Origin of the sequence: Pseudomonas sp. B21-023 (assembly GCF_024749165.1) — a bacterium.
Classification (GTDB): Bacteria; Pseudomonadota; Gammaproteobacteria; order Pseudomonadales; family Pseudomonadaceae; genus Aquipseudomonas.
Genome location: NZ_CP087190.1, coordinates 5,151,213 through 5,172,154 on the forward strand (window position 1 = coordinate 5,151,213; position 20,942 = coordinate 5,172,154).

At 64.1% G+C, this 20,942-nt stretch carries 18 protein-coding genes; 7 read left to right on the forward strand and 11 right to left on the reverse strand.

Annotation, left to right across the window (positions count from 1 at the left end):
- Positions 1–54: 54 nt before the first annotated feature.
- The 6 genes from LOY42_RS23195 to LOY42_RS23220 all read right to left on the reverse strand — a co-directional run bounded on the left by LOY42_RS23195 (position 55) and on the right by LOY42_RS23220 (position 8,779).
- A complete protein-coding gene (locus tag LOY42_RS23195; protein WP_258599460.1) occupies positions 55–2,151 on the reverse strand; it encodes an HlyD family efflux transporter periplasmic adaptor subunit in 2,097 nt (698 codons plus the stop codon).
- Entirely contained in the window at positions 2,148–3,467 is a 1,320-nt protein-coding gene (locus tag LOY42_RS23200) for an efflux RND transporter periplasmic adaptor subunit (RefSeq protein WP_139668362.1), read from the reverse strand. Before LOY42_RS23200 ends, LOY42_RS23195 begins: the two co-directional genes overlap by 4 nt.
- Positions 3,464–4,240: an efflux RND transporter periplasmic adaptor subunit gene (locus tag LOY42_RS23205; protein WP_046857240.1), complete on the reverse strand. Its 777-nt coding sequence runs from the start codon at positions 4,238–4,240 to the stop codon at positions 3,464–3,466. The genes LOY42_RS23200 and LOY42_RS23205 overlap by 4 nt, the downstream gene beginning before the upstream one ends.
- Before the next feature lie 173 nt (positions 4,241–4,413).
- Positions 4,414–5,808, reverse strand: a complete 1,395-nt coding sequence (gabP, locus tag LOY42_RS23210; protein ID WP_258599463.1) for a GABA permease — start codon at positions 5,806–5,808, stop codon at positions 4,414–4,416.
- Positions 5,809–6,163: 355 nt separating this feature from the next.
- A complete protein-coding gene (locus tag LOY42_RS23215) occupies positions 6,164–7,180 on the reverse strand; it encodes a magnesium transporter CorA family protein (RefSeq protein WP_139668358.1) in 1,017 nt (338 codons plus the stop codon).
- 12 nt (positions 7,181–7,192) lie between these two features.
- Entirely contained in the window at positions 7,193–8,779 is a 1,587-nt protein-coding gene (locus tag LOY42_RS23220; protein WP_258599465.1) for a RimK family protein, read from the reverse strand.
- 92 nt (positions 8,780–8,871) lie between these two features.
- Here LOY42_RS23220 and LOY42_RS23225 point away from each other — a divergent pair, with 92 nt between their 5' ends.
- The 4 genes from LOY42_RS23225 to LOY42_RS23240 all read left to right on the forward strand — a co-directional run bounded on the left by LOY42_RS23225 (position 8,872) and on the right by LOY42_RS23240 (position 13,004).
- Positions 8,872–9,984, forward strand: a complete 1,113-nt coding sequence (locus LOY42_RS23225) for a peptidase C39 family protein (RefSeq protein ID WP_139668356.1) — start codon at positions 8,872–8,874, stop codon at positions 9,982–9,984.
- Positions 9,985–10,110: 126 nt separating this feature from the next.
- Entirely contained in the window at positions 10,111–11,103 is a 993-nt protein-coding gene (locus LOY42_RS23230) for an RHS repeat-associated core domain-containing protein (RefSeq protein ID WP_139668354.1), read from the forward strand.
- Positions 11,104–11,203: 100 nt separating this feature from the next.
- A complete protein-coding gene (locus tag LOY42_RS23235; protein ID WP_139668352.1) occupies positions 11,204–11,971 on the forward strand; it encodes an RHS repeat-associated core domain-containing protein in 768 nt (255 codons plus the stop codon).
- Between the two features lie 139 nt (positions 11,972–12,110).
- On the forward strand, positions 12,111–13,004 hold the full coding sequence (locus LOY42_RS23240) for a GNAT family N-acetyltransferase (RefSeq protein WP_258599466.1): 894 nt from the start codon (positions 12,111–12,113) through the stop codon (positions 13,002–13,004).
- Between the two features lie 55 nt (positions 13,005–13,059).
- Here LOY42_RS23240 and LOY42_RS23245 read toward each other — a convergent pair whose 3' ends face one another.
- The 4 genes from LOY42_RS23245 to LOY42_RS23260 form a co-directional block, all read right to left on the reverse strand.
- Entirely contained in the window at positions 13,060–14,070 is a 1,011-nt protein-coding gene (locus LOY42_RS23245; RefSeq protein WP_139668347.1) for an NAD(P)-dependent alcohol dehydrogenase, read from the reverse strand.
- A gap of 122 nt (positions 14,071–14,192) precedes the next feature.
- Positions 14,193–14,783 carry an HAD family hydrolase gene (locus LOY42_RS23250; protein WP_258599468.1) on the reverse strand — a complete coding sequence of 197 codons (591 nt, stop codon included), beginning with the start codon at positions 14,781–14,783 and terminating at the stop codon, positions 14,193–14,195.
- Positions 14,780–15,649, reverse strand: coding sequence for an acyl-CoA thioesterase II (gene tesB / locus LOY42_RS23255; protein ID WP_110703148.1), 870 nt, complete (start codon positions 15,647–15,649; stop codon positions 14,780–14,782). Before tesB ends, LOY42_RS23250 begins: the two co-directional genes overlap by 4 nt.
- 91 nt (positions 15,650–15,740) lie before the next feature.
- Positions 15,741–16,310 (reverse strand): GNAT family N-acetyltransferase, encoded by a 570-nt coding sequence (locus LOY42_RS23260; RefSeq protein ID WP_139668342.1) that lies wholly within the window; start codon positions 16,308–16,310, stop codon positions 15,741–15,743.
- Positions 16,311–16,477: 167 nt separating this feature from the next.
- Between LOY42_RS23260 and LOY42_RS23265 the strand changes: the two genes are divergently transcribed.
- The 3 genes from LOY42_RS23265 to LOY42_RS23275 all read left to right on the forward strand — a co-directional run bounded on the left by LOY42_RS23265 (position 16,478) and on the right by LOY42_RS23275 (position 19,574).
- Positions 16,478–17,164 (forward strand): histidine phosphatase family protein, encoded by a 687-nt coding sequence (locus tag LOY42_RS23265; RefSeq protein ID WP_139668340.1) that lies wholly within the window; start codon positions 16,478–16,480, stop codon positions 17,162–17,164.
- Between the two features lie 105 nt (positions 17,165–17,269).
- The gene (locus LOY42_RS23270) at positions 17,270–18,184 is read left to right on the forward strand and encodes a histone deacetylase (protein WP_139668338.1); all 915 of its coding nucleotides are present in this window, start codon (positions 17,270–17,272) and stop codon (positions 18,182–18,184) included.
- A gap of 148 nt (positions 18,185–18,332) precedes the next feature.
- Entirely contained in the window at positions 18,333–19,574 is a 1,242-nt protein-coding gene (locus LOY42_RS23275) for a TIGR03862 family flavoprotein (protein ID WP_258599469.1), read from the forward strand.
- A gap of 34 nt (positions 19,575–19,608) precedes the next feature.
- Here the strand turns inward: LOY42_RS23275 and LOY42_RS23280 are convergent, their stop codons facing one another.
- Positions 19,609–20,940: a DEAD/DEAH box helicase gene (locus LOY42_RS23280; RefSeq protein ID WP_102684159.1), complete on the reverse strand. Its 1,332-nt coding sequence runs from the start codon at positions 20,938–20,940 to the stop codon at positions 19,609–19,611.
- Positions 20,941–20,942 lie beyond the last annotated feature (2 nt).

Here is a 20,942-nt window from a genome sequence, read left to right on the forward strand (position 1 = left end):
TGTTCCTGGCGATGGATCGCGTAATTACGACGGGAGCCTGGCGGGAAAGGCCGCCTAAAACCCACTCTCACGAACCCCCAACGCCGCCAAACGTCGCCAGGCGACCCCCAGCAACGACTCGCGCGCGCCCTCCAGCACCACCACCCCACGCAACGGCTGCGCCACATCGGGCACTTCGCCCAGCGGGCTCAGGCGCACGCCGTACTGGGCCTGCACCGGCTCCGCACGCTGCTGGCCATCCCGCCGCACGGCTACCGGGCCATGGCGGTCGGAGGCCAGCGCTTCGAGCTCCAGCACAGCCACGCCAGTGGCATCCACCTGCTCCACGCGCACCGGCAACGCCGGGCGCGCCGGGTCATCGGCGATAAAGCGCCCTTCGCTGCCAGCCGCCACCCGCCACAGGTCGGCCTCGGCCAGGTAGCCGCGCAAACGCAGCCCCGGCTCGACCAATCGCCCCAAGGTCAGTGCCGGGCTGACCCATTGCCCCGGCGCCAGGCCGGCCGGCAGGTCGCGCAGCACTCCGTCGCGGGGCGCGCGCAGTTGCAGGCGCTCACGCTGGGCGGCCAGGCCGCGGTACTCGGCCACGGCTTCGGCCAGTTGCTGCTCAAGCACACCGGCATCCGCCGCGGTCTCGCTGCGCCCAGCCTGGCGGCGCAACAGCAGCTGCAGGATGTCGATCTCGCGGCGCACGATGGACTGGCGCGACATCAGGTCGGGCGACTCCAGTTCCACCAGCAGCTCGCCCTGGCGAACCTCTTGCCCTTCGACCACCGGCAAGCTTTTCACCCGTGCCGCCACCGGTGCATGCAGGGCGCTGACGCGGGATGCCTCGAGCATCGCCGGCACGTCCACCGCGCCACGCCAGGGCAGCACCAGCACGGCCAGCAGCAAACCCAGCCCGGCCGCCACCCGCAGCGTCTTGCCCGGCGCCGCCTGGCCACGGTGCAGCCACCATTGCCGCAACTCCTTGTACACCGGCAAACCGATGAACCAGGCCAGCTCCACCAGCATCAGGAAGATGCCCAGCACCTTGAAGAACAGGTGATACACCGCCAGGGCGATACCGAAGAACAACACCGCGCGCCACAGCCAGGCGCCATAGCCCCACACCAGCAAACGGCGGCGCATGGTCGGCGACCAGGCTTCCGGGGCTGGCTCGCCATAGCCGAACAGCGCCTCGCGCAATCGCCAGCGACACAGGGCAAAGGCGCGGTTCTGCAGGTTCTCGACCCGCCACAAGTCACTGATCAGGAAGTAGCCATCAAAACGCATGAAGGGGTTGAGATTGACCAGCAAGGTGGTGATCCAGGTGGCGCTGGCCAGCATGAACGCTGCCGTGCGTGCCGGGCCGTCAGGCAGCAGCGACCAGGCCAGCAGCGCCAGCACCGCCAGCAGCAGCTCGGCGAACACTCCACCGGCATCGATCAGCAACCGCGCACGGCGGTCGCTGACGCGCCAGGCATCGCTGACATCGGTGTAGAACATCGGCAACAGCACCATGAACGCCAAGCCCATACTCTGCACCCGGCACCCGGCGCGCTTGGCCATGAAGGCGTGGCCGAACTCATGGCAGAGCTTGGCGAACCCCAGCGCCACGCCAAAGGCGAGGATGCCGCCGAGGCTGAACAGGTGCGGGAACGTGGCAATGAAGCGCGACCAGTCGCGGATCACCAGGAACACACCCAACGCCAGCACCAACGGCAGGGCGTAGCGCAAGATCCAGCCTCCATGGCGTTCGAGCACCGGCCATGCGCGGTTGAGGAAGGCATCCGGGCGCCACAGCGGAATCCTGAAGAACAGGTACTGGTGCAGCACACGGGTCCACAGGCTCTGCCGGGTGGCGGCGGCCTTGGTCGCATAGCTTTCGCGCTGGCGGGCATCTTCGGCGCCGATCAGGTCGTGCTGGCCGAGAAACAGCAACAGTTCTTCCAATGCCTGCTCGTCGACTGCCAGGCCAGGCTCGGCATTGGCGGCAGCCAGCACACGCTGCGGGTCGCCCAGGCGCCAGTGCTGCAATAGCCGCACGGCGCCACCGCCCAGCTTGAAGTAACGCCCGCGCAGCGGGTCGGCCAGGGTCCACTGCGGCGCGCCGTCATGCCCGGCCGCCGCTGGCGACAGCTGCAGGTCGACGCGCAACGCCGGCAGGGTCACAGCCCCAGCCCCTGACGCAACGCAGCCAGCGGGCGGCGCAGCAGGTAATAGACCAGCGGGGCGCGCTCGCCGTACACCTTGGCGGTACCACGCAAGCCGATGCGCGGCGGTGCCTCGTCGAAACCGGCGTCCAGCCGGTAGGCCAGTTGCCCGGCTGCGGTGGCCTGGGCCTCGTAGGCCGCGCGCTCCAAGCGGGCGCCATGGCGATGCAGCGGGTCGCTGTCGAGGAATAACGCCACTTCGGCCCCGGGTTGCAAGGCGATGGCATCGCCCACCGGCAGCTCCAGGCGCAGTTCGGCCTGCTGCGGATCGGCCAGTTGCATCAGGCGCTCGCCGGTCTGCACGGGCTTGCCGGTCCAGCGCTCGGCGTCGGCGAACACCGCGATTCCCGCACGCTCGGCGCGAATTTCGCTGCGGCCGAGGAGCTGGCGGGCGTAGTCGAGTTCGGCGCGTTTCTGTTCCACGCGGGCGGCCAGCAGGTCGAGGCGGGCATTGGATTCGGCATCGCTGAAGGCGCGCTGGGTGCTGGCCTTGAGCTCAGCCTCGGCGACCCCGAGGGCGCGCTCGGCGACATCGACCTGGGCCTTGAGGGTGGTGGCGTCGAAGCGCACCAGCAGGTCACCGACGGCGACCGTCTGGTTGGGCTTGACCAGGAACTCAGCGATCACCCCGTCCAGCGGCGCGGCAACCACCCGCCCTGCCCGCGGCACGACCTCGGCCGGGGCCAGCACCGACTGGCGCACCGGCACCAACAGCACCAGCAACGACAACCCCAAGGCCGCCAGCAGGCGCCGCCGTGGCCAACGCAATCGCCAGGGTTTGGCCGGGCCCAAAGCCAGCCAGGCATGGGCGTAAGTCTCCCCCAACTGATTGAGCAGGGCTTGCTCGGCGGGGTTGAACGCCTGGTCGCGGGCCAGCCACAGCCCGCCGAACGCTTCGCCCTGGCGATCGAGCAAGGGCAACCAAAATGCGTGGGCGGCCGACAACAACTGCCAGTCTGCCTGGGCCTGGGTATCCAGCGTCGCCGGATCCACGGCCCCCGTCCGGGCCGCCACACCGCCGGCCTGGAGCGTGTGAGCGGCGCGTTCGACAAACGCCACGAACGGCGCATGGGCCTCGACCACACTGATGCCGGTCAGTGCTCGAACCTTGCCCGCGATCAGCAGGGCGGCATGGCGAAAACCAAACAGTGTCTGGCCATCGTTGACCATGTTGTAGGCGAGCTGCTCGGGACCAGCCGCCTGGCGGGCCTGACGCTGCAGGCCGAGAAACAGCGCGAAGGCATGCTCAGCCACCCCCGTGGCGGCGGCTGTCATGGTTGTGCGGCGAAGTGGGCGGTGCCGCTCATGCCGGCCAGCAGCCCCTGGCTGTCACGGGGCAGCTCGCCGATCAGCAGCAACGTCTGGCTGCCCTCGTCGATCCGTGCGCCGACGCGCTTGACCTGTGCCTGCAGCGGCTTGCCGGTTTCATCGGGAACGAACTCGAACGGCTGGCCTTGCTTGAGCTGCCCCAGCCAACGCGAGGGCACCAGCAGGTGGATCTCCAGCGAGCGGTTGTCCACCACCTCAAGCAGCGGTGACCCACTGGCGACGCTTTCATGGGGCTGGGCCCGGCGCTGAACCACCCGGCCATCGAACGGCGCGCTGACCACGCAGCGCCGGACCTGTACCTGGTACACCTGGGCCTCGGCCTGGGCCTGGGCCTGCTTGGCCTCGGCCAACGACACCTCGAACTGGCCGACCGACTTCAGCGCGGCCAGTTGGCGGTTGTGGTTGAGTTCCTCGCGGGCAGCGCGCACGGCGGCCTGGGCGGCGTTGAGCTGGGCCTGGTAGGCGCTGCAATCGAAGCGCGCCAGGGTGCTGCCCTGCTTGAAGTCCTGGCCATCGGCATAGGGCATCTCGACGATGCGCCCGGCCAGCTCACTGGACAGCACGGCCTGGTCACGGGCACGCAGCACACCACGGGGATTCTGCCCGGCGCTGGACGCAGCGGGGGTATCGAGCAAGGGGTCGGCGGGTGGGTCGCCGGCCTGCGCCAGCGGCAGGTGCAACAGACCCAGGGTCAAAGCCAGACGGAAACCGCGAAGCATGTTGCGCACTCCCTTGCGAGCTGATGGCCGGAGTGTAAGACAAAAAATGATGGCACGGATATATCACGCCAATGAAGATTCGGGGCTTTGCCAAAACCCGTAAATACTCCGGGAAACGTCATGGCAACGCGTAGGCTCGGGCTTGCCACGTTGCGGGCAAGCCCGGTTTCACCTCAACGCGCAGAGCCTGCTGCTGCGGCGCCCCGCGCATGCCCCCGGGTGGTGATGATGCCGAGGAACGAGATCACGATCGCCAGGCTCAAGGTGGCGGTGACCTCGGCGCGGTGTTCCTCGGTGAACATCATCACGGCCAGTGCGCCGCCGATGAACAGGATCACCGCCCAGGTCAGCCAGGGGAACAGCCACATGCGGAACTTGAGGTTGGCGCTCTCGCGCTCCAGCCGTGCACGCATGCGCAACTGCGAAATGGCGATCACCAGGTACACCAGCAAGGCAATGGCGCCGGAGCTGGCCAGCAGGAACTCGAACACGCCCTTGGGCGCGAAGTAGTTGAGAATGGCGATGGCCGCGCCGATCAGGGTGCTGCCGAACACCGCCGCACGCGGCACGCCAACCCGTGAAGTGTTCTTCAGCAGCGCTGGCGCATCGCCGCGCTTGGCCAGCGAGTACATCATCCGCGAGGCGATGTAGATCGACGAGTTCATGCAACTGGTCACCGCTACCAGCACCACAAAGTCGACCATCAGCGCGGCGTTGGGGATGTTCATGATCTCCAGCGCGCGCTGGTAGGAGCCCACCACAGCCAACTGCGGGTCATTCCAGGGCACCACCGAGATGATCACGAAGATCGACAGGATATAGAACGTACTGATGCGCCAGATCACCGAACGGGTGGCCTTGGCGATGTTGCGCGCCGGATCGCTGGACTCGGAGGCAGCGATGGTCACCGCCTCGGTGCCGATGAAACTGAACATCACGGTGATAAAGGCACCGACCACCGCCGACCAGCCCTTGGGGGCGAAGCCGCCATGCTCGTCGACCAGTGTGCTCAATCCACTGACCTCGCGCTCCGGCAACCAGCCTGCCAGTGCGGCAAAACCCAGGCCGATGAAGCCGAGAATCGCGGTGACCTTGAGAATGGCGAACCAGAATTCGAACTCGCCGTACTTGGCCACGCTGAACAGGTTGGTGCAGGCCAGCAACAGCACCGAGGCCAGGGCGAAGATCCAGCTGTCCACTTGGGGGAACCAGGCGTTGAGCACATGCCCAGCGGCCAGCGCCTCGATGGGGATCACCAGCACCCAGAACCACCAGTACAGCCAGCCGATGGTATAGCCGGCCCAGCGCCCGATGGCCTGGTCGGCATAGGTGGAGAACGAGCCGGTATCAGGATGGGCCACGGCCATTTCACCGAGCATGCGCATGACCAGTACCACCAGGGTGCCGGCGACGAAATAGGAAAGAATGGTGGCGGGCCCGGCTGCCGCGATGGCATGTCCGGAGCCGACGAAAAGTCCCGCGCCGATGATGCCGGCGATGGACAGCATCGTTACGTGACGTGGCTTGAAACCTTGAGCAAGGTTGCCATCAGTTCCCACGGTGTTCATTGGTCTTGTTCTCTTTTTGCTGACACAAGGAAGGGACGGGCAGGCGTAGGCGAAAACAGTCTCCTCGAGGTAGGGCGGAGTACGTTGCGCACGCTCTGTTATCGGCCTTCTCACGCGCCTGGGGCAACGCACCATGGGGATGCGGGCTTCACTTTAAGCCGGGCGCGGCGCGAGCAAAATGCTCGAAAACGTCAGACAACGGTTCGATCACGACACCGCGTGCCCGTGCACGTCAGTCAAGCCCCCGAACATGCCTGTTTGCGTCAGTCGCGGTCACGCAGGTAGTCCCAGTAGAAGTTCACCACCGCGAACACCACGATCACCGTGACGATCATCAGGCCGATCTGCAGATTGCTCATGGCGCTCTCCAATTGGCGATACCAGGGAATGAGGGGGCCGGCCGCGCAACGGGGCGCTCGGTTTGCGCAAGGGGCACCACGGGCCGACGCCCCCTGGCCAGGCGCTTGAGCGCCAGCACCATGAGCACGCCCAGCAGCAGCATCGCCAGCACCAGCACGGCATAGGCCAGCCACCAGGGCACGCCTGCCGTCATCATGCTGAACTCGGACATACCGCCAATGCTGGCGATCAGGTTCAGCGGCAGGAACACAACGTTGATCAGGGTGAGCTTGCGCAGGGTCTCGTTCATCGCGTTGTTGGCAAGGTTGCCGCGAGCGTCCATCAAGCCGGCTAACACCGTCGAGTAGATTTCGGCCTGCTTGTGGCACTGGTTGTTCTCGATGACCAGATCGTCGATCAGGGCCAGCACCTCGGGGTTGAAATGGCGCTTCTCGCCATGGGCGCGCAAGCGCGAGAGCACCGCGCCATTGCTGTGGATGGCGTTGATGTAGTGGATCAGGCTCTCGCTAAGGTTGAACATCTGCATCAGGTGGTGGTTTTCCAGCGACTGCTCGAAGCGCTGCTGCAGTTCGCGGGCGACCATCTTGATCACCTTCAGGTGCCCCAGGTAGTGGTGCAGGTTGTCCAGCAGGATGGCCAGCAGCACATCCATCGGATCGTGCAGCGCATGGCGCTGCCCCAGGCCGTCGAGCAGAGAGGCGTCCGGGGCGATCAGCACCAGGTGACCATCGACCATCAGCATGCCGAACGAGGACACTTGGAAGACGAAGCTGTCGCCCCCGGTGTAGCTCTCCGGGCGTTTCCAGATCAGGAACAGGCCATCGCGGTGAAGTTCGATGCGTGACACCTCGTCCGGGTCGAGTGCCGACGCCAGGGCATGGGCATCCAGGTGGAACCAAGCCTGCAACAGCTCACGCTCGGCGCTGTCCGGTTCTACGAACAGCAGCACCTCGCAATCGAGTCCTTCACGCTTGCGCAACTGGCCATGGGCCAGGCTATAGCTTTCGATCATGCCAGCACCTCGTTACCAGGCTTGCCCCCGGCGCTTCTGCTCCAGGCGACGGATGAATTCCTCCAGCACCAGGGTGTAGAGGTCGTCGTGCAGGTAGGCATCCTCGATGCCTGCGTCGAGGTTGGGGTTGTCGTTGACCTCTATTACCACCACCCGCTCGCCGACCTGCTTGAGGTCGACGCCGTACAGGCCATCGCCGATCAGGTTGGCGGCCTTGACCGCCAGCTCCACCACCGCCCGCGGCGCCTCGTGCACGGCCAGGGTGCGGCACTCGCCGTTGACTTCGTCGCGCTGGGCCTGGTGGTTGAAGATCTGCCAGTGGCCCTTGGACATGAAGTACTGGCAGGCAAAAATCGGCTTGCGGTTGAGCACGCCGATACGCCAGTCGTACTCGGTGTAGAGGTATTCCTGGGCGAGAAGCAGTACCGAATGCTCGAACAGTTCGGCGGTGGCGGCCTGGAGTTCGCTGGGGTCCTTGACCTTGATCACGCCCCGGGAGAAACAGCCGTCGGGAATCTTCAGCACCAGCGGAAAGCCCAACCGCTCGCCGATGCCTTCCAGGGCCTGAGGATTGTCGCGGTAGAGGATCTCGCTGGCCGGCATGGCCAGGCGATGGCTGCGCAGCAGGTCGGTCAGGTACACCTTGTTGGTGCAGCGCAGAATCGATGCCGGGTCGTCCATTACCACCAGCCCTTCGCTCTCGGCCTTCTTGGCAAAGCGGTAGGTGTGGTTGTCGACGCTGGTGGTCTCGCGGATCAGCAACGCGTCGTACTCGGCCAGGCGGGCATAGTCTTTCTTGCCGATCAGCTCGACATCGACCCCCAACTGGCGCCCGGCGCGGATGAAGTGTTCCAGTGCCTTGGGGTTGGAAGGCGGCAGCGCTTCGTCAGGGTCGTGGAGGATCGCCAGGTCGTATCGCGCCACCCGGCGCGAGCGTGGCTGGCGCCAGATCCTGCGACTGAAGCCATCGAGGGCGTTGGCGAACGGGTCCTGCTGGTCTTCACGCAACTTGTGCAGCGCACCGGCCTTGACCCCGGCGATATGCCAGGTGCTGGTCTTGCGGAACTCCACCAGCAGGATCGGGCACGGGAAACTTTCGAACAGCTGGCGGGCGATGTCCTGCAGCGGTTCCAGATCGGTACGGCCGAAATACAGGGTCAGGGTGAACCCTTCGGTTTCTCCATAGGGGTGATTGGCCAAGGCACTCTCGAGGCTGCGCGCCATGTCGTCGAGGGCCAATCCGTATAACGACTTACGGGTCAACTCACTGATACTTCTGACCGAGGGAATGACTTTATGCCCTCGCGCCTCGGCCAACAACGAACAATAATAACCGTGACCTAGATACTTGTAATTACGACATAGGTTTATTACCTGGACACGCTTGCCATTATCGGCTTCGCGTGGCTCCTCCAGGTACTCCTGGGCCGTCACGACGTCCTCGCTGGGCAGGTACGAAGCCCAGTCCTCACGCCGTTCAACGATGATAACCAGCTGACTTGACTTATTATCCAGCGTCAGTGGATAAATAATACCAGCTGTACTTGAGTGTGAACTTTCCCCGGGCCAGCCAGGTAAAGGTTCCTGAAACGAAGACATGATTGAAGCCCTGTGTTGGGTAGACACGGTTTCTATTAAGCATGAAGTTTTTCGAATGTCCCGTTTCATTACGCAACTTTTACGGCGGCCCTATGCACATCGAATTTCGCCTGGCAACTGTTGACGACCTGCCGGCCCTGCTGGCGCTGGAGAACCAGTGCTTCGCCATCGACCGGCTGACCCCGCGCAGCTTTCGCTGGATGCTGTCCCACGCCAACGCCAGCCTGCTGGTGGCGCAACGCGACGGACAACTGATGGGTTATGCACTGTTACTCTTCCACCGTGGCACCTCGCTGGCCCGGCTGTATTCCATCGCCATTGCCGAACAGGCGCGTGGCCATGGCCTTGGCGCCCGCTTGCTGGAACAGGCCGAACACTGCGCTCTGGAGCACGAACGCGCCTACCTGCGTCTTGAGGTACGCACCGACAATCCCAAGGCCATTGCCCTGTACGAACGCCATGGCTACCGCCGCTTCGCCCAGGTCGACGACTACTACGAAGACCACACCAGCGCCCTGCGCTACGAAAAGCGCATCCTCCAGCACCCGGCGGGCGAGACGCGACCGGTTCCCTACTACGCCCAGACCACCGATTTCACCTGCGGCCCGGCCTGCCTGCTGATGGCGATGGCCGCGCTGCGATCGCAGCGCCCGCCAAGCCGCCGCGAGGAACTGCGCCTGTGGCGCGAGGCAACCACCGTGTTCATGACCTCAGGCCACGGCGGCTGCAGCCCCCACGGGCTGGCGCTGGCCGCATGGCGTCGGGGCTTTCGCGTGCGGCTGCTGCTCAATACCGAAGGGCCGTTGTTTCTCGACGGCGTGCGCCAGCCCGGCAAGAAGGAGGTCATGCGCCTGGTTCATGAGGACTTCTGCGCCGAATTGCAGGACAGCGACGTGGAGGTCGCCCGGCAGGCCCCCGACCTGCCCCGGGTATTGGCCGAAGGCGGCCTGGCGCTGGTGCTGATCAGCAACTATCGGCTGACCGGTAGCAAGGCGCCGCACTGGGTGCTGGTCACCGCCTGCGACGACGACTACGTCTACCTGCACGACCCCGACACCGACCACGCTCGCCACCGACATGCCCTGGACTGCCAGCACTTGCCGGTCAGCCACCAGGAGTTCCAGCGCATGAGCCTGTTCGGTGGGCGCAAGTTGCGGGCGGCGGTGGTGCTGTTCGAGCGCGAATGCGCCTTGGGCCAGAGATGATGCACGCCGGGGTGACTTGCCATGCGCACCCGATGGACCTGACATTTTTGCCAGTTACCCGGGCATCGTCCTGATGCTAGCTTGATTTCACGCGGCGGTAAAAATAGTGGGAAGGTGCCTGGCTCGATGGATCAACTTCCTGAACTTATGTTGGCAATTGGACAAGAGGTCACCATGACGACCACAAAGATGCTCGCGTCCGACTGGATGCAGACGCCACAAGTTGCGCAAAGCGGAGCGCTGCGCTTGCCTTGCAGCCATGCACCTTACGGTCACCGCAGCGCACCGACTGGCGCTCCGGATACAGGACTCACCGGACAACGGCGCGAGACCGGACTGGGCTGGTACCTGCTGGGCAACGGCCACAGGTGCTATAGCCCTGTGCTGATGCGCTTCCACTCTCCTGATTTGACCAACAGTCCTTGGAGCGGAGGGGGCGTCAACAGTTATATCTACTGCCAGGGGGATCCAATCAACTTCCATGATCGAAGTGGCCGAATCAAAAGCTTGGCGAATTCCACGGTAAGCACGTCCCCGTATCAGAATTTCAGCACAGCGACGAATACCACGGCAGGCATCATGCCTGGCGTCACTGCACTCTCATTCCACGCTATCAGTAAGATGAACTCAGCGAATATTTCTGGTACCGACGCAGCTATTTTGGCTGCTGGAGGTGTCGGTGCAGCTATTTATGCCGCAGGAAAAGTGGCGAGATACACATATGACGAGAATGTAGCCACTATATTGGAAGATGTAGGTACCACGGTTGTGAACGTATCAGGCATCGCCTCAGTTGCCGCATTCTACAAATCCACAAAAGATGCACAATTTCAAAACCTTGCAGATCAACATATTTGCTCGTCACCGTTAATGTCACCTACGGGCACTGACCATGTCGACTCGCTTTTCTCTTCGAGGCCCTCAACCCCAGCCAGAGTTAATGTGATAGGAGGCAGAGCCTTGTATGTTTCATCCTCCTCGACACCCAGCAACAGTGCTCATTCATCCAGGGCCACTCTGTCCACGCCCGGATTCATAGGAAACATTAAGAATATATTCAACTTTATCACTGGAAATAAAGTACGCTCATCAGAGACCATCAACCTTGACGACCTTTGACAACCTCGGATACTCGAGCATGATAAATCACAGTACCGACCCTTGAACAAATCCACATAGCAGCCATACAAGTGTCAGCCCAACTATAGTTTTCAGCCTCATGAAAAAGTATAATCACCCGACTAGTTTCTCCGGCAGCAAGCTGCTGACCATTGACCGCAGTGGTTCCGTACTGGATCTGCTGATAAAGCCATTTTCATATTCCTGCTTCGGTTACCTACCCGCCGATCATGGGCTATCCGTAATGCTGGCTTTCAATGCACTGCCGCTAGAGCCTTCTATTGGCTGCTATCTGCTGGGCAACGGTCGACGGGCCTACAACCCTATGTTGATGCGCTTCCAATCCCCGGATGCACTAAGCCCATTCGAAGCCGGGGGGCTCAACGCGTATGGTTACTGTGAGGGTGACCCGATGAACTGGCAGGACAAATCAGGGCAGGCTCGCAGTTTCATCGAAAAGATTATGAGCTTTGTAGGAAACGACCATGTGGAACATGTGGAATTTGTACAGCCCACTCCGCCCACTCCCCCCAACACACCAGAGCCAAGCAGAGCGGACAGAACACCTGGACATGCGGCGTCAAGAAAAGAAGTAAAATTCTCTGAAAAAGCCAGCATTGCAGCCTATGGACTTATAGACGCGCCCGACGTAGAAAAAAAATACCAACACACCGCCAAGGCCAAATTCGAACTTGAAGAAGCAGAGTCCGAATATAAAGCCAACCCAACAAATAAAAACAAAATAAGGCTTGGCAAAGCAGTTGACAAACAGCGAAGCGCGACCGTCCAGTTCAAAATTTCCAGAAAAACCACACCACCATTTTATACACCCCCAGTCACTTACCAGGAAAATATAAGAACCGAATAAGCATTTGACACAACTGACACAACTTTACTTTAAAACACAACACGTCACTTATCACCCGCCCCACTGACTACAACTTATTACAGTTCAACATCCCCACCACTGCTAATCTACAGTTCCTTTTCGCTGAAAATTCGACACCATGGCAATCTTCCTCAATGATCCCTCCTTTGAGCGGATGGAGCACTACCACGACAACCCGCATCTGCGCGCCGAACTCAACGCCCTCACCCGCCAGACCTATGGCTTCGACTTCGAAGCCTGGTACCAGGCCGGTTTCTGGCAAGCCGACAACCAGCCGTGCTCACTGGTTCGCGACGGAAAGATGCTAGCCAACGCCTCGGCCAACCTGCTCGACTTCACCCTCGGTGGCCAACATATGCGCTGCGTTCAGATCGGCACGGTGATGACTGCGCCCGAAGCACGAGGCCGTGGCTACAGCCGTTATCTGATGGAAGTGCTGGTCGAGCGCTGGGCAGGCCACTGCGACCTGCTGTACCTGTTCGCCAACAGCACCGTACTCGATCTCTATCCCAAGTTTGGTTTTCGCCGAGTGGTCGAACACGAGTACTTCCAACCCTGGTCGGCGCAGCCACGAGCCACGACCTTCCACCCGGTGAATCTGGATGATGGCGAACAACGTCAACGCTTCATCGATGCGCTGGAAAAGAGTTGTTCACAGGCACGACTGAGCCTGGTGCCGAATGTGTCGCTGACGATGTTCTATTGCGATGGGACATACCGGGAGGCGGTGTTCCATTCCGCAGAGCACGAGGCCTATGTGGTGATCGAACATGATGGCGAGCGGATGGTGCTGGTGGACGTGTTCTGCGAACGCGAACTGGTGCTCGCCGATGTGGTGGCTGAACTGGTCACGGCTACGACCCGGGAGGTAGTGCTGGGGTTTGCGCCGCTACATAGCGATGGCTTCGCGACGCGAGTTGTGGATAGCGATGATGCGCTGTTCGTCTGGGGCGCGGCACCCACCAGTGTCGATGGACAGGCGCTGATGTTTCCATTGCTGTCCCATACCTGAACTGGGTCCCACGCCAAACAGCGCACCGTCTCTTCACAGGGCCTTGCACAGACCTTCACCAGGTCAGGCAGATCTTGCCGAAATGCCGGTTGCTCTCCTGATACCTGAACGCCTCGACCATCTGCTCCAGTTCGAAATGCTTGTCCACCACCGGCCGCAGGCCATTGGCGTCGATGGCGCGGACCATCGCCTGCTGCTGGGCGCGGCTGCCCACCAGCACGCCCTGCAGGCGGATCTGCCGTACCAGCGCCTGCACCAACGGCAACTGCCCGGCCACGCCGGTGAGAATGCCGATCAACGACACGTGGCCACCGATGCGCGCCGCGATCATCGACTGCTCCAGGGTGGCCGGGCCGCCGACTTCGATCACATGGTCCACGCCACGGCCGCCGGTGAGTTCACGGACCTTTTCGCCCCAGGCAGGCGTGGCCTTGTAGTTGATCAGGTGATCCGCGCCCAGTGCCTTGAGGCGCTCGAGCTTGGCATCGCTGGACGAGGTGGCGATCACCGTGGCGCCGGCCAGCTTGGCGAACTGCAGGGCAAAGATCGACACGCCACCGGTGCCCTGCACCAGCACGCTGTCACCGGGCTTGAGGTGATCGTCGCTCATCAAGGCGCGCCAGGCGGTGAGGCCGGCGGTGGTCAGCGTCGCCGACTCGGCATGGCTGTAACCTCTGGGTGCGAGGGTGAAGGCGGTGGCCCGGGCGGTTACCTGTTCACGGGCATAGCCGTCGATGCCGTCACCGGGCACGCTGGCGAAACCCTCGACCTGGGGCTGACCATCGAGCCAGTCAGGGAAGAAGGTGCTGACTACCGCATCGCCGACCTGGAACTCACTGACCCCTGCCCCTACCGCGACCACGTCACCGGCGCCGTCGGCCATCGGGATGCGCCGCTCGCTCGGCCCCCACATGCCACTGACCACGGCGAAGTCGTGGTAGTTGAGGGAGCTGGCGTGCAGGCGCACGGTGATCTCACCGGCCTTGGGCGCGGCGGTTTCGCAGGTGCCGACCTGGACCTTGTCGTAGCCGCCGCCGGGCAGAACGTAGAGGGCCTTGGTGCTCATGGGATGGGTCTCCATCGTGGGAAAAGGTGCAGTGCAGCTTAGACAGGTCTGGATGATCGCGGGGCAAGCCCGCTCCCACGATGTTAGGCACGTGGGAACGGGCTTGCCCCGCGACAGGGCCGTCAGCCGAGCAACGCCCTCAACGCCCGGCAATCGGCCGCGTGCCAGTCAGCCAGCTGCGGCCAGGGATTGTCCGGCAAGTTGACCAGCACGGTGCGGGTGCCCGCGGCCCGCCCGCAGTCGAGGTCGAAGCGGTAGTCACCGACCATCACCATTTCACCGGGGCTCACACCCCAAGCCTGGGCGATCTGCAACAACCCGTCCGGGCTGGGCTTGGGGGCCGCTTCGTCGCGACCGAGGATATGTGCAACCGGGAAGCAGTCAGCCAGGCCGATGGCCTCGAGGGTCACGTGGGCAAGCTCGCGGGCATTGCGCGTGAGAATGGCCAGCCGGCAGTCGCGTCGGGCCAGTTCGCGCACCAGCTCCACGGCGCCGTCGGCGGCCTGGGAGGCGATCGCCAGGTCGCGCTCATGCTCCAGCAGCCAGGCATGCTTGGCTGCCGCCTCCGGTGCCGGCAAGGCTGCCAGGTGGGTGAGGATGTCGTGCTCGGACGGGATATCGAGCGCTTCGCGGATGGCCGCGAAGTCATGCACGGCAACCGTCAGGGTGCCGTCCATGTCGAACACCCAGTGGCGAATGTCGCCCAGGCTCATGCCCAGTCCTTGCGATGGCGGATCAGGCCTTCCTGGGTCGAAGAGGCCACCAGTTGCCCGGCGCGGTTGAAGATGCTGCCCCGGCAGAAGCCACGGGCATTGCCGGCCCAGGGGCTGTCGGTGGCGTACAGCAGCCAGTCATCGGCACGCAGGTCACGGTGGAACCACAGCGAATGGTCGAGGCTGGCGATCTGCATGTCCTTCTGCCACACCGACTTGCCATGGGGCAGCAAGGATGTGGTGAGCAGGCCGAAGTCCGAGGCGTACGCCAGCAGGTACTTGTGCAGCGCCGGAATATCCGGGAGGTTGCCATCGGCACGGAACCAGGCGTACTTGACCGGGTCGCCAGGCTTGGGATTGAACGGGTCGCGCTCGGTGACCGGACGGATCTCGATGGGCTTGGCGCACAGCACCTTCTCGCGGATGCGCTCGGGCAGCTTGTCAGCCATGGCGCTGGCCAGCTCGACCTCGCTAGGCAGGTTCTCCGGGCCGACCACGTCGGGCATCGACGCCTGGTGCTCGAAGCCTTCTTCGTCGTACTGGAACGAGGCGCTGCAGGTGAAGATCGGCTGGCCCTTCTGGATCGCCGTGACCCGCCGGGTGCTGAAACTGCCGCCGTCACGTACACGATCCACTGAGTAGACCACCGGCATGCTGGCATCACCCGGGCGCAGGAAGTAGCCATGCAGCGAATGCACATGGCGGGCGTCCTCGACCGTCTGGCTGGCCGCCGACAACGACTGGCCAAGCACCTGGCCACCGTACAGCTGGCGGAAGCCCAGGTCCTGGCTGCGTCCGCGGAACAGGTTCTCCTCGATGGACTCGAGGCTCAGCAAGTCGACCAGATCGTCGAGTACGTGGCTCATGGGGTTCTCCTGGCAAGGCAATACGGCGCGTTTATGCCAGCGAATGATACAGGGTTTTGCCGTTCGTCCCGTCGTACGAATGGCGAGCTATTCAGCCGCGCAGGTTCTGTTGCCAGCGGGCGCGGTCGATGCGGTACAGCACATGAGGGCGCAGCGGATCGTTCGGCGGCAGGCGCGGGTGCTCGAAGCTGCCCTCGAGGTCCTGAACCATGCCGATGGCCTGCATCACCTTCTGCGACGGCAAATTGCCCTCGGTGGTGAACGACACCACCTCGTCCAGATGCAACTGGGCGAAGGCACAGCGCAGGCAAGCCCAGGCCGCCTCGCTGGCGAAACCCAGCCCCCAGTGCCGGCGGGCCAGGCGCCAGCCGATCTCTACCGCCGGGGCGAAGGGCGCGTCGAAGTTGACGTTGAGCAGCCCGGTCATGCCGATGAAAGCACCGCTGTCCTTGCGCTCCAATGCCCACAGGCCGAAGCCGTACTCGTTGAAATGACCGCGCACCCGGCCGATCAGCGCGGCCGCCTCGACCCGGGTCATCGGTGCGGGGAAGTAACGCATCACCTGTGGGTCGGCGCACAAGGCGGCGAACTCGCGCAGGTCATCGTCCTGCCATTGGCGCAGCACCAGGCGCGGGCTTTCCAGTTCGAGGATGGGGGTCATCGGCGCGGCTCCAGAATCTCGGTCTGGCAGTTTACAGCGTAGGCCGCGTCCATCGTCCAGCCGATGCATTTTTCACATCGGCTTCACCGCTCCCCGACAGGCGCCTTCGCACAATGCCGGCACCCACCGCGGCCTTGGTCGACGCCGCACTGCCATCGGAGTGACGCATGCCCCCCAGCAACACCCTGCACAACCCGGCCCTGCTGGCCCGCCCCGAACGCCGCCGCTCACGTACCGCGCTCGGCGCCGCCATCGGCCTGCTCCTGGTACTGGCTGGGACCAGCACCTGGCTAGCGACGAGGACGCACATCGTGAACCTTGGCAACGAGCAACAACTGAGTGACAGCGGCCTGCTGCAGGACTGGAAGGAAGGCGCGGTGATCGTGATGATCCGCCATGCCGAGCGCTGTGACAGCGCCCCAGGCCCCTGCCTGGACGATGCGACCGGCATAACCGTGGCCGGCAGCCAGGCGGCGCAGCGGGTCGGCCACGGCTTGCGGCAGCTGGGGCTGACCGGAGCCGATGTGCTCAGCAGCCCGAAGCTGCGTACCCGCCAGACCGCGCATTTCATCCTTGGCCAGGCCGTATCCAGCGAAGACTGGGTGGAGCGCTGCGACCGTCCGTTCCCCGCCGAGGCCATGGCCCACAAGCGGCCCGGGCACAACCTGGTACTGGTGACCCACAATGGCTGCATTGATCACTTCGCCCGCCAGCAGCATGTGCCGGGCGGCGAGCGTGAGAGCGGCTACGCCAGTGCGCTGTTCGTGTCGGTGGATGGCAATGGCAAGGCGCGGATTCTGGGGCGGATGAACGAGCCAGACTGGCAAAGGGTGCTGGCATCGGCAGGCCAATGAGCGCCACAAGATCACCGCAGCTCCGTGGGCTTGCCCCGCGATTGCGTTGGCGCCAGCGCCACCAATACTGGCAAGATCGGTGTTCGCCCCCAACGCGCCGACACCATGCCCCTGCCGCTGATCTACCACGACGACTACAGCCCCGAATTCCCGCCGGACCATCGCTTCCCGATGGACAAGTTCCGCCTGCTGCGCGATCACCTGGTAGACAGCGGCCTGACCACCGACGCCGCCCTGCTGCGCCCTGAAATCTGCCCCAACGACATCCTCGCCCTGGCCCATGACCGTGCCTATATCGAGCGCTACATGAACGGCGAACTGTCCCGCGAGGACCAGCGCCGCCTGGGCCTGCCCTGGAGCGAAGCCTTGGCCAGGCGCACCGTGCGCGCCGTGGGCGGTTCGCTGTTGGCCGCCGAGCAAGCGCTGCAACATGGCATCGCCTGCCACTTGGCCGGCGGCACCCATCACGCCCACTACGACCACCCGGCCGGCTTCTGCATCTTCAACGACCTGGCGGTGATCAGCCGCTACCTGCTGGAGGCCGGACGCGTACACCGGGTGCTGATATTCGACTGCGATGTGCACCAGGGCGACGGCACCGCGCGCATTCTCCACGACACGCCTGAGGCGATCACCGTGTCGCTGCACTGCGAGCAGAACTTCCCGGCGCGCAAGGCCCAGAGCGACTGGGACATCCCCCTGCCCCGCGGCATGCATGACAGCGCCTACCTCAAGGTGGTCGAGGATGCGCTGAACTACCTGCTGCCGTTGTACCAGCCAGACCTTGTGCTGTACGACGCTGGCGTCGATGTGCACAAGGACGACGCCCTGGGCTACCTGCAACTGACCGACGCAGGCCTCGCTGCCCGCGACGAGCATGTGCTGCGCCAGTGCCTGGGCCGCGACATCCCGGTGGTAGGGGTGATCGGTGGCGGCTACAGCAAGGACCGCCAAGCCCTGGCACGGCGCCATGGCATCCTCCACCACAGCGCGGCGCGGGTGCTCGGTTGTTCACAATGACTGTGGAACCGCCTGTGGATAACCTGCGAGAAAGGTGCTCCAGCCCTTTAACCGCCTGAGCTGCAAAGAGCTGATCATTTTTTGAGCAGTGTCGTGACAAGTCCGCTGAGGTAGAATATGCGGCCTTTTCCACAGCCCGTCGCCCGCCATGAACGATCCTCGCCCTGCCTCTCGCCCCCTTGTCGCCGTGATCGGTGGCGGCCCCGCCGGCCTGATGGCCGCCGAGACCCTGGCACGACGCGGGATGGCGGTGGAAGTCTTCGACGCGATGCCTTCGGTGGGGCGCAAGTTCCTGTTGGCCGGTGTCGGCGGCATGAACATCACCCATTCCGAGCCCTACCCGGCCTTCGTCGGCCGCTACGGTGAACGCCACGGCGAGATCGACACGCTGCTGCGCGACTTCGACGCCGATGCCCTGCGTCAGTGGATTCACGGCCTGGGCATCGAAACCTTCGTCGGCACCTCGGGCCGCGTATTTCCCCGCGACATGAAGGCCGCGCCGCTGCTGCGGGCCTGGCTCAAGCGCCTGCGCGAGGCCGGGGTGGTTATCCACACCCGCCACCGTTGGCTGGGCTGGACCGACGCTGGTGCCTTGCGGATCAGTTATCCACAGGGCGAACGACAAGTGCAGGCAGACGCCGTGGTACTGGCGCTGGGTGGCGGTAGTTGGGCGCGCCTGGGTTCGGACGGCGCCTGGGTGTCGCTGCTGGCTGAACGGGGTGTGGATATCTCAGCGCTGCAACCGAGCAACTGCGGCTTCGAAGTCGAAGGCTGGAGCACGCTGCTCAAGGACAAGTTCGCCGGTGCCCCGCTGAAGAACATTGCCTTGAGCGTCCCCGGCGCCGCGCCGCGCAAGGGCGAGTTCATCCTCACCGCTCAGGGAGTGGAAGGCAGCCTGGTGTATGCCTGGTCGGCGGCGCTGCGCGAGGCGATCAACCGCGACGGGCAGGCGACCCTGCTGCTGGACCTGCTGCCGGACCGGCCTGTGGACAAGATTGCCCAGGCCCTGGCCAGGCCGCGTGGATCGCGCTCGATGGCCAAGCATCTGCAAGGTCAGCTGGGCATCGACGGGGTGAAAGCGGCGTTGCTGCGCGAACTGACCGACCAGGCGACCTTTGCCGACCCTGCGTGCCTGGCAGCGGCGATCAAGGCGCTGCCGATCGTGCTGGTGCGGACCCGGCCGCTGGACGAGGCGATCAGCAGTGCCGGCGGGGTGCAGTTCGAAGGGTTGGACGACGGACTGATGGTGCGCAACTTGCCCGGGGTGTTCTGCGCGGGGGAGATGCTGGATTGGGAAGCGCCGACGGGTGGGTACCTGCTAACGGCGTGCTTCGCTAGTGGGTTGCGGGCGGGAAATGCGGCAGCTGATTGGCTGACGCGCCTGACCTGAAGAATGCCGGGGCTGCTAGGCAGCCCCGAGGATCTCAAGGCTTGGGCTTGCGCGGCTTGCCACCGAACGCCGGTACCTTGCGCACCGCCTTGACCGCCGGCGCAGCAGCCCCCGCTCCCTCGCTGTCCATCCAGCGCCCCAGGCCTCGCTTGGCGCTGTTCTCCTTGGGCTTCTTGGGCTTCTTCGGTTTCTTCAGCACCTGGCCACTGGCATCGGTCACCGGCACCCGGTGATCGGGGATGAAATCCGGCTCCTCGTGCCGTGGCAACACCTGGCGGATCAGGGTCTCGATCGCGGCCAGCAATTGCACCTCGTCGGCACACACCAGCGAAATCGCCTCGCCCTTGTTCCCTGCGCGGCCGGTACGGCCGATGCGGTGCACGTAGTCTTCGGCGACGATTGGCAGGTCGAGGTTGACCACCAGCGGCAAGTCGTCGATGTCCAGGCCGCGAGCGGCCACATCGGTGGCCACCAATACCTGGATCTCACGGGCCTTGAAGCTGTCCAGGGCGCGCTGGCGAGTGGCCTGCGGACGGTCGCCGTGGATGCCGTCGGCATTCACCCCCTCGGCCAACAGGCGCTCGACCAGTTGATCGACACCGTTGCGAGTCTTGGCGAATACCAGCACCTGCTTCCAGCGCTGCTTGCGCATCAGGTGGATGAACAGGTCGGCCTTGCGCTTTTTATCCACAGGCACCAGCCACTGCTTGACCGTGCTCGCGGCGGCGTTGCGCGGGCTCACTTCGATGCTCAGCGGATCGTTCAGCGCCAGGCCCGCGAGCAGACGGATCTGCTCGGAGAAGGTGGCGGAGAACAGCAGCGTCTGGCGCTTGCGCGGCAACGCCGCGTACACCGACTGCAGTTCTTCGGCAAAACCCAGGTCGAGCATGCGGTCGGCTTCGTCGAGCACCAGGGTCTGCACCTGGTTGAACTTCACCGCGTTTTGGCGGAAGAGGTCGAGCAAGCGGCCTGGGGTCGCCACCAACAGGTCGACACCACGACGCAGGCGCATCATCTGCGGGTTGATGCTGACCCCGCCATACACCGCGTAGGTGCTCAGCGGCAGGTTCTCGGCGTACTCGCGCACGTTGTTGTGCACCTGCTCGGCCAGCTCGCGGGTCGGCACCAGCACCAGCGCACGGATCGAGTTGCTGGCGACCTTCTCCCCTTCCAGGGCCAGGCGCTGCAGCACCGGCAGGGCGAAGCCGGCGGTCTTGCCGGTGCCGGTCTGGGCGGCGGCCATCAGGTCGCGACCGGCAAGCACGGCGGGGATGGCCTTGGCCTGGACCGGGGTGGGCGTGGTGTAGTCCAGCGTCTGCAAGGTGCGCAGCAGCGGTTCGATCAGGCCGAGTTGGGCGAAATTCATGG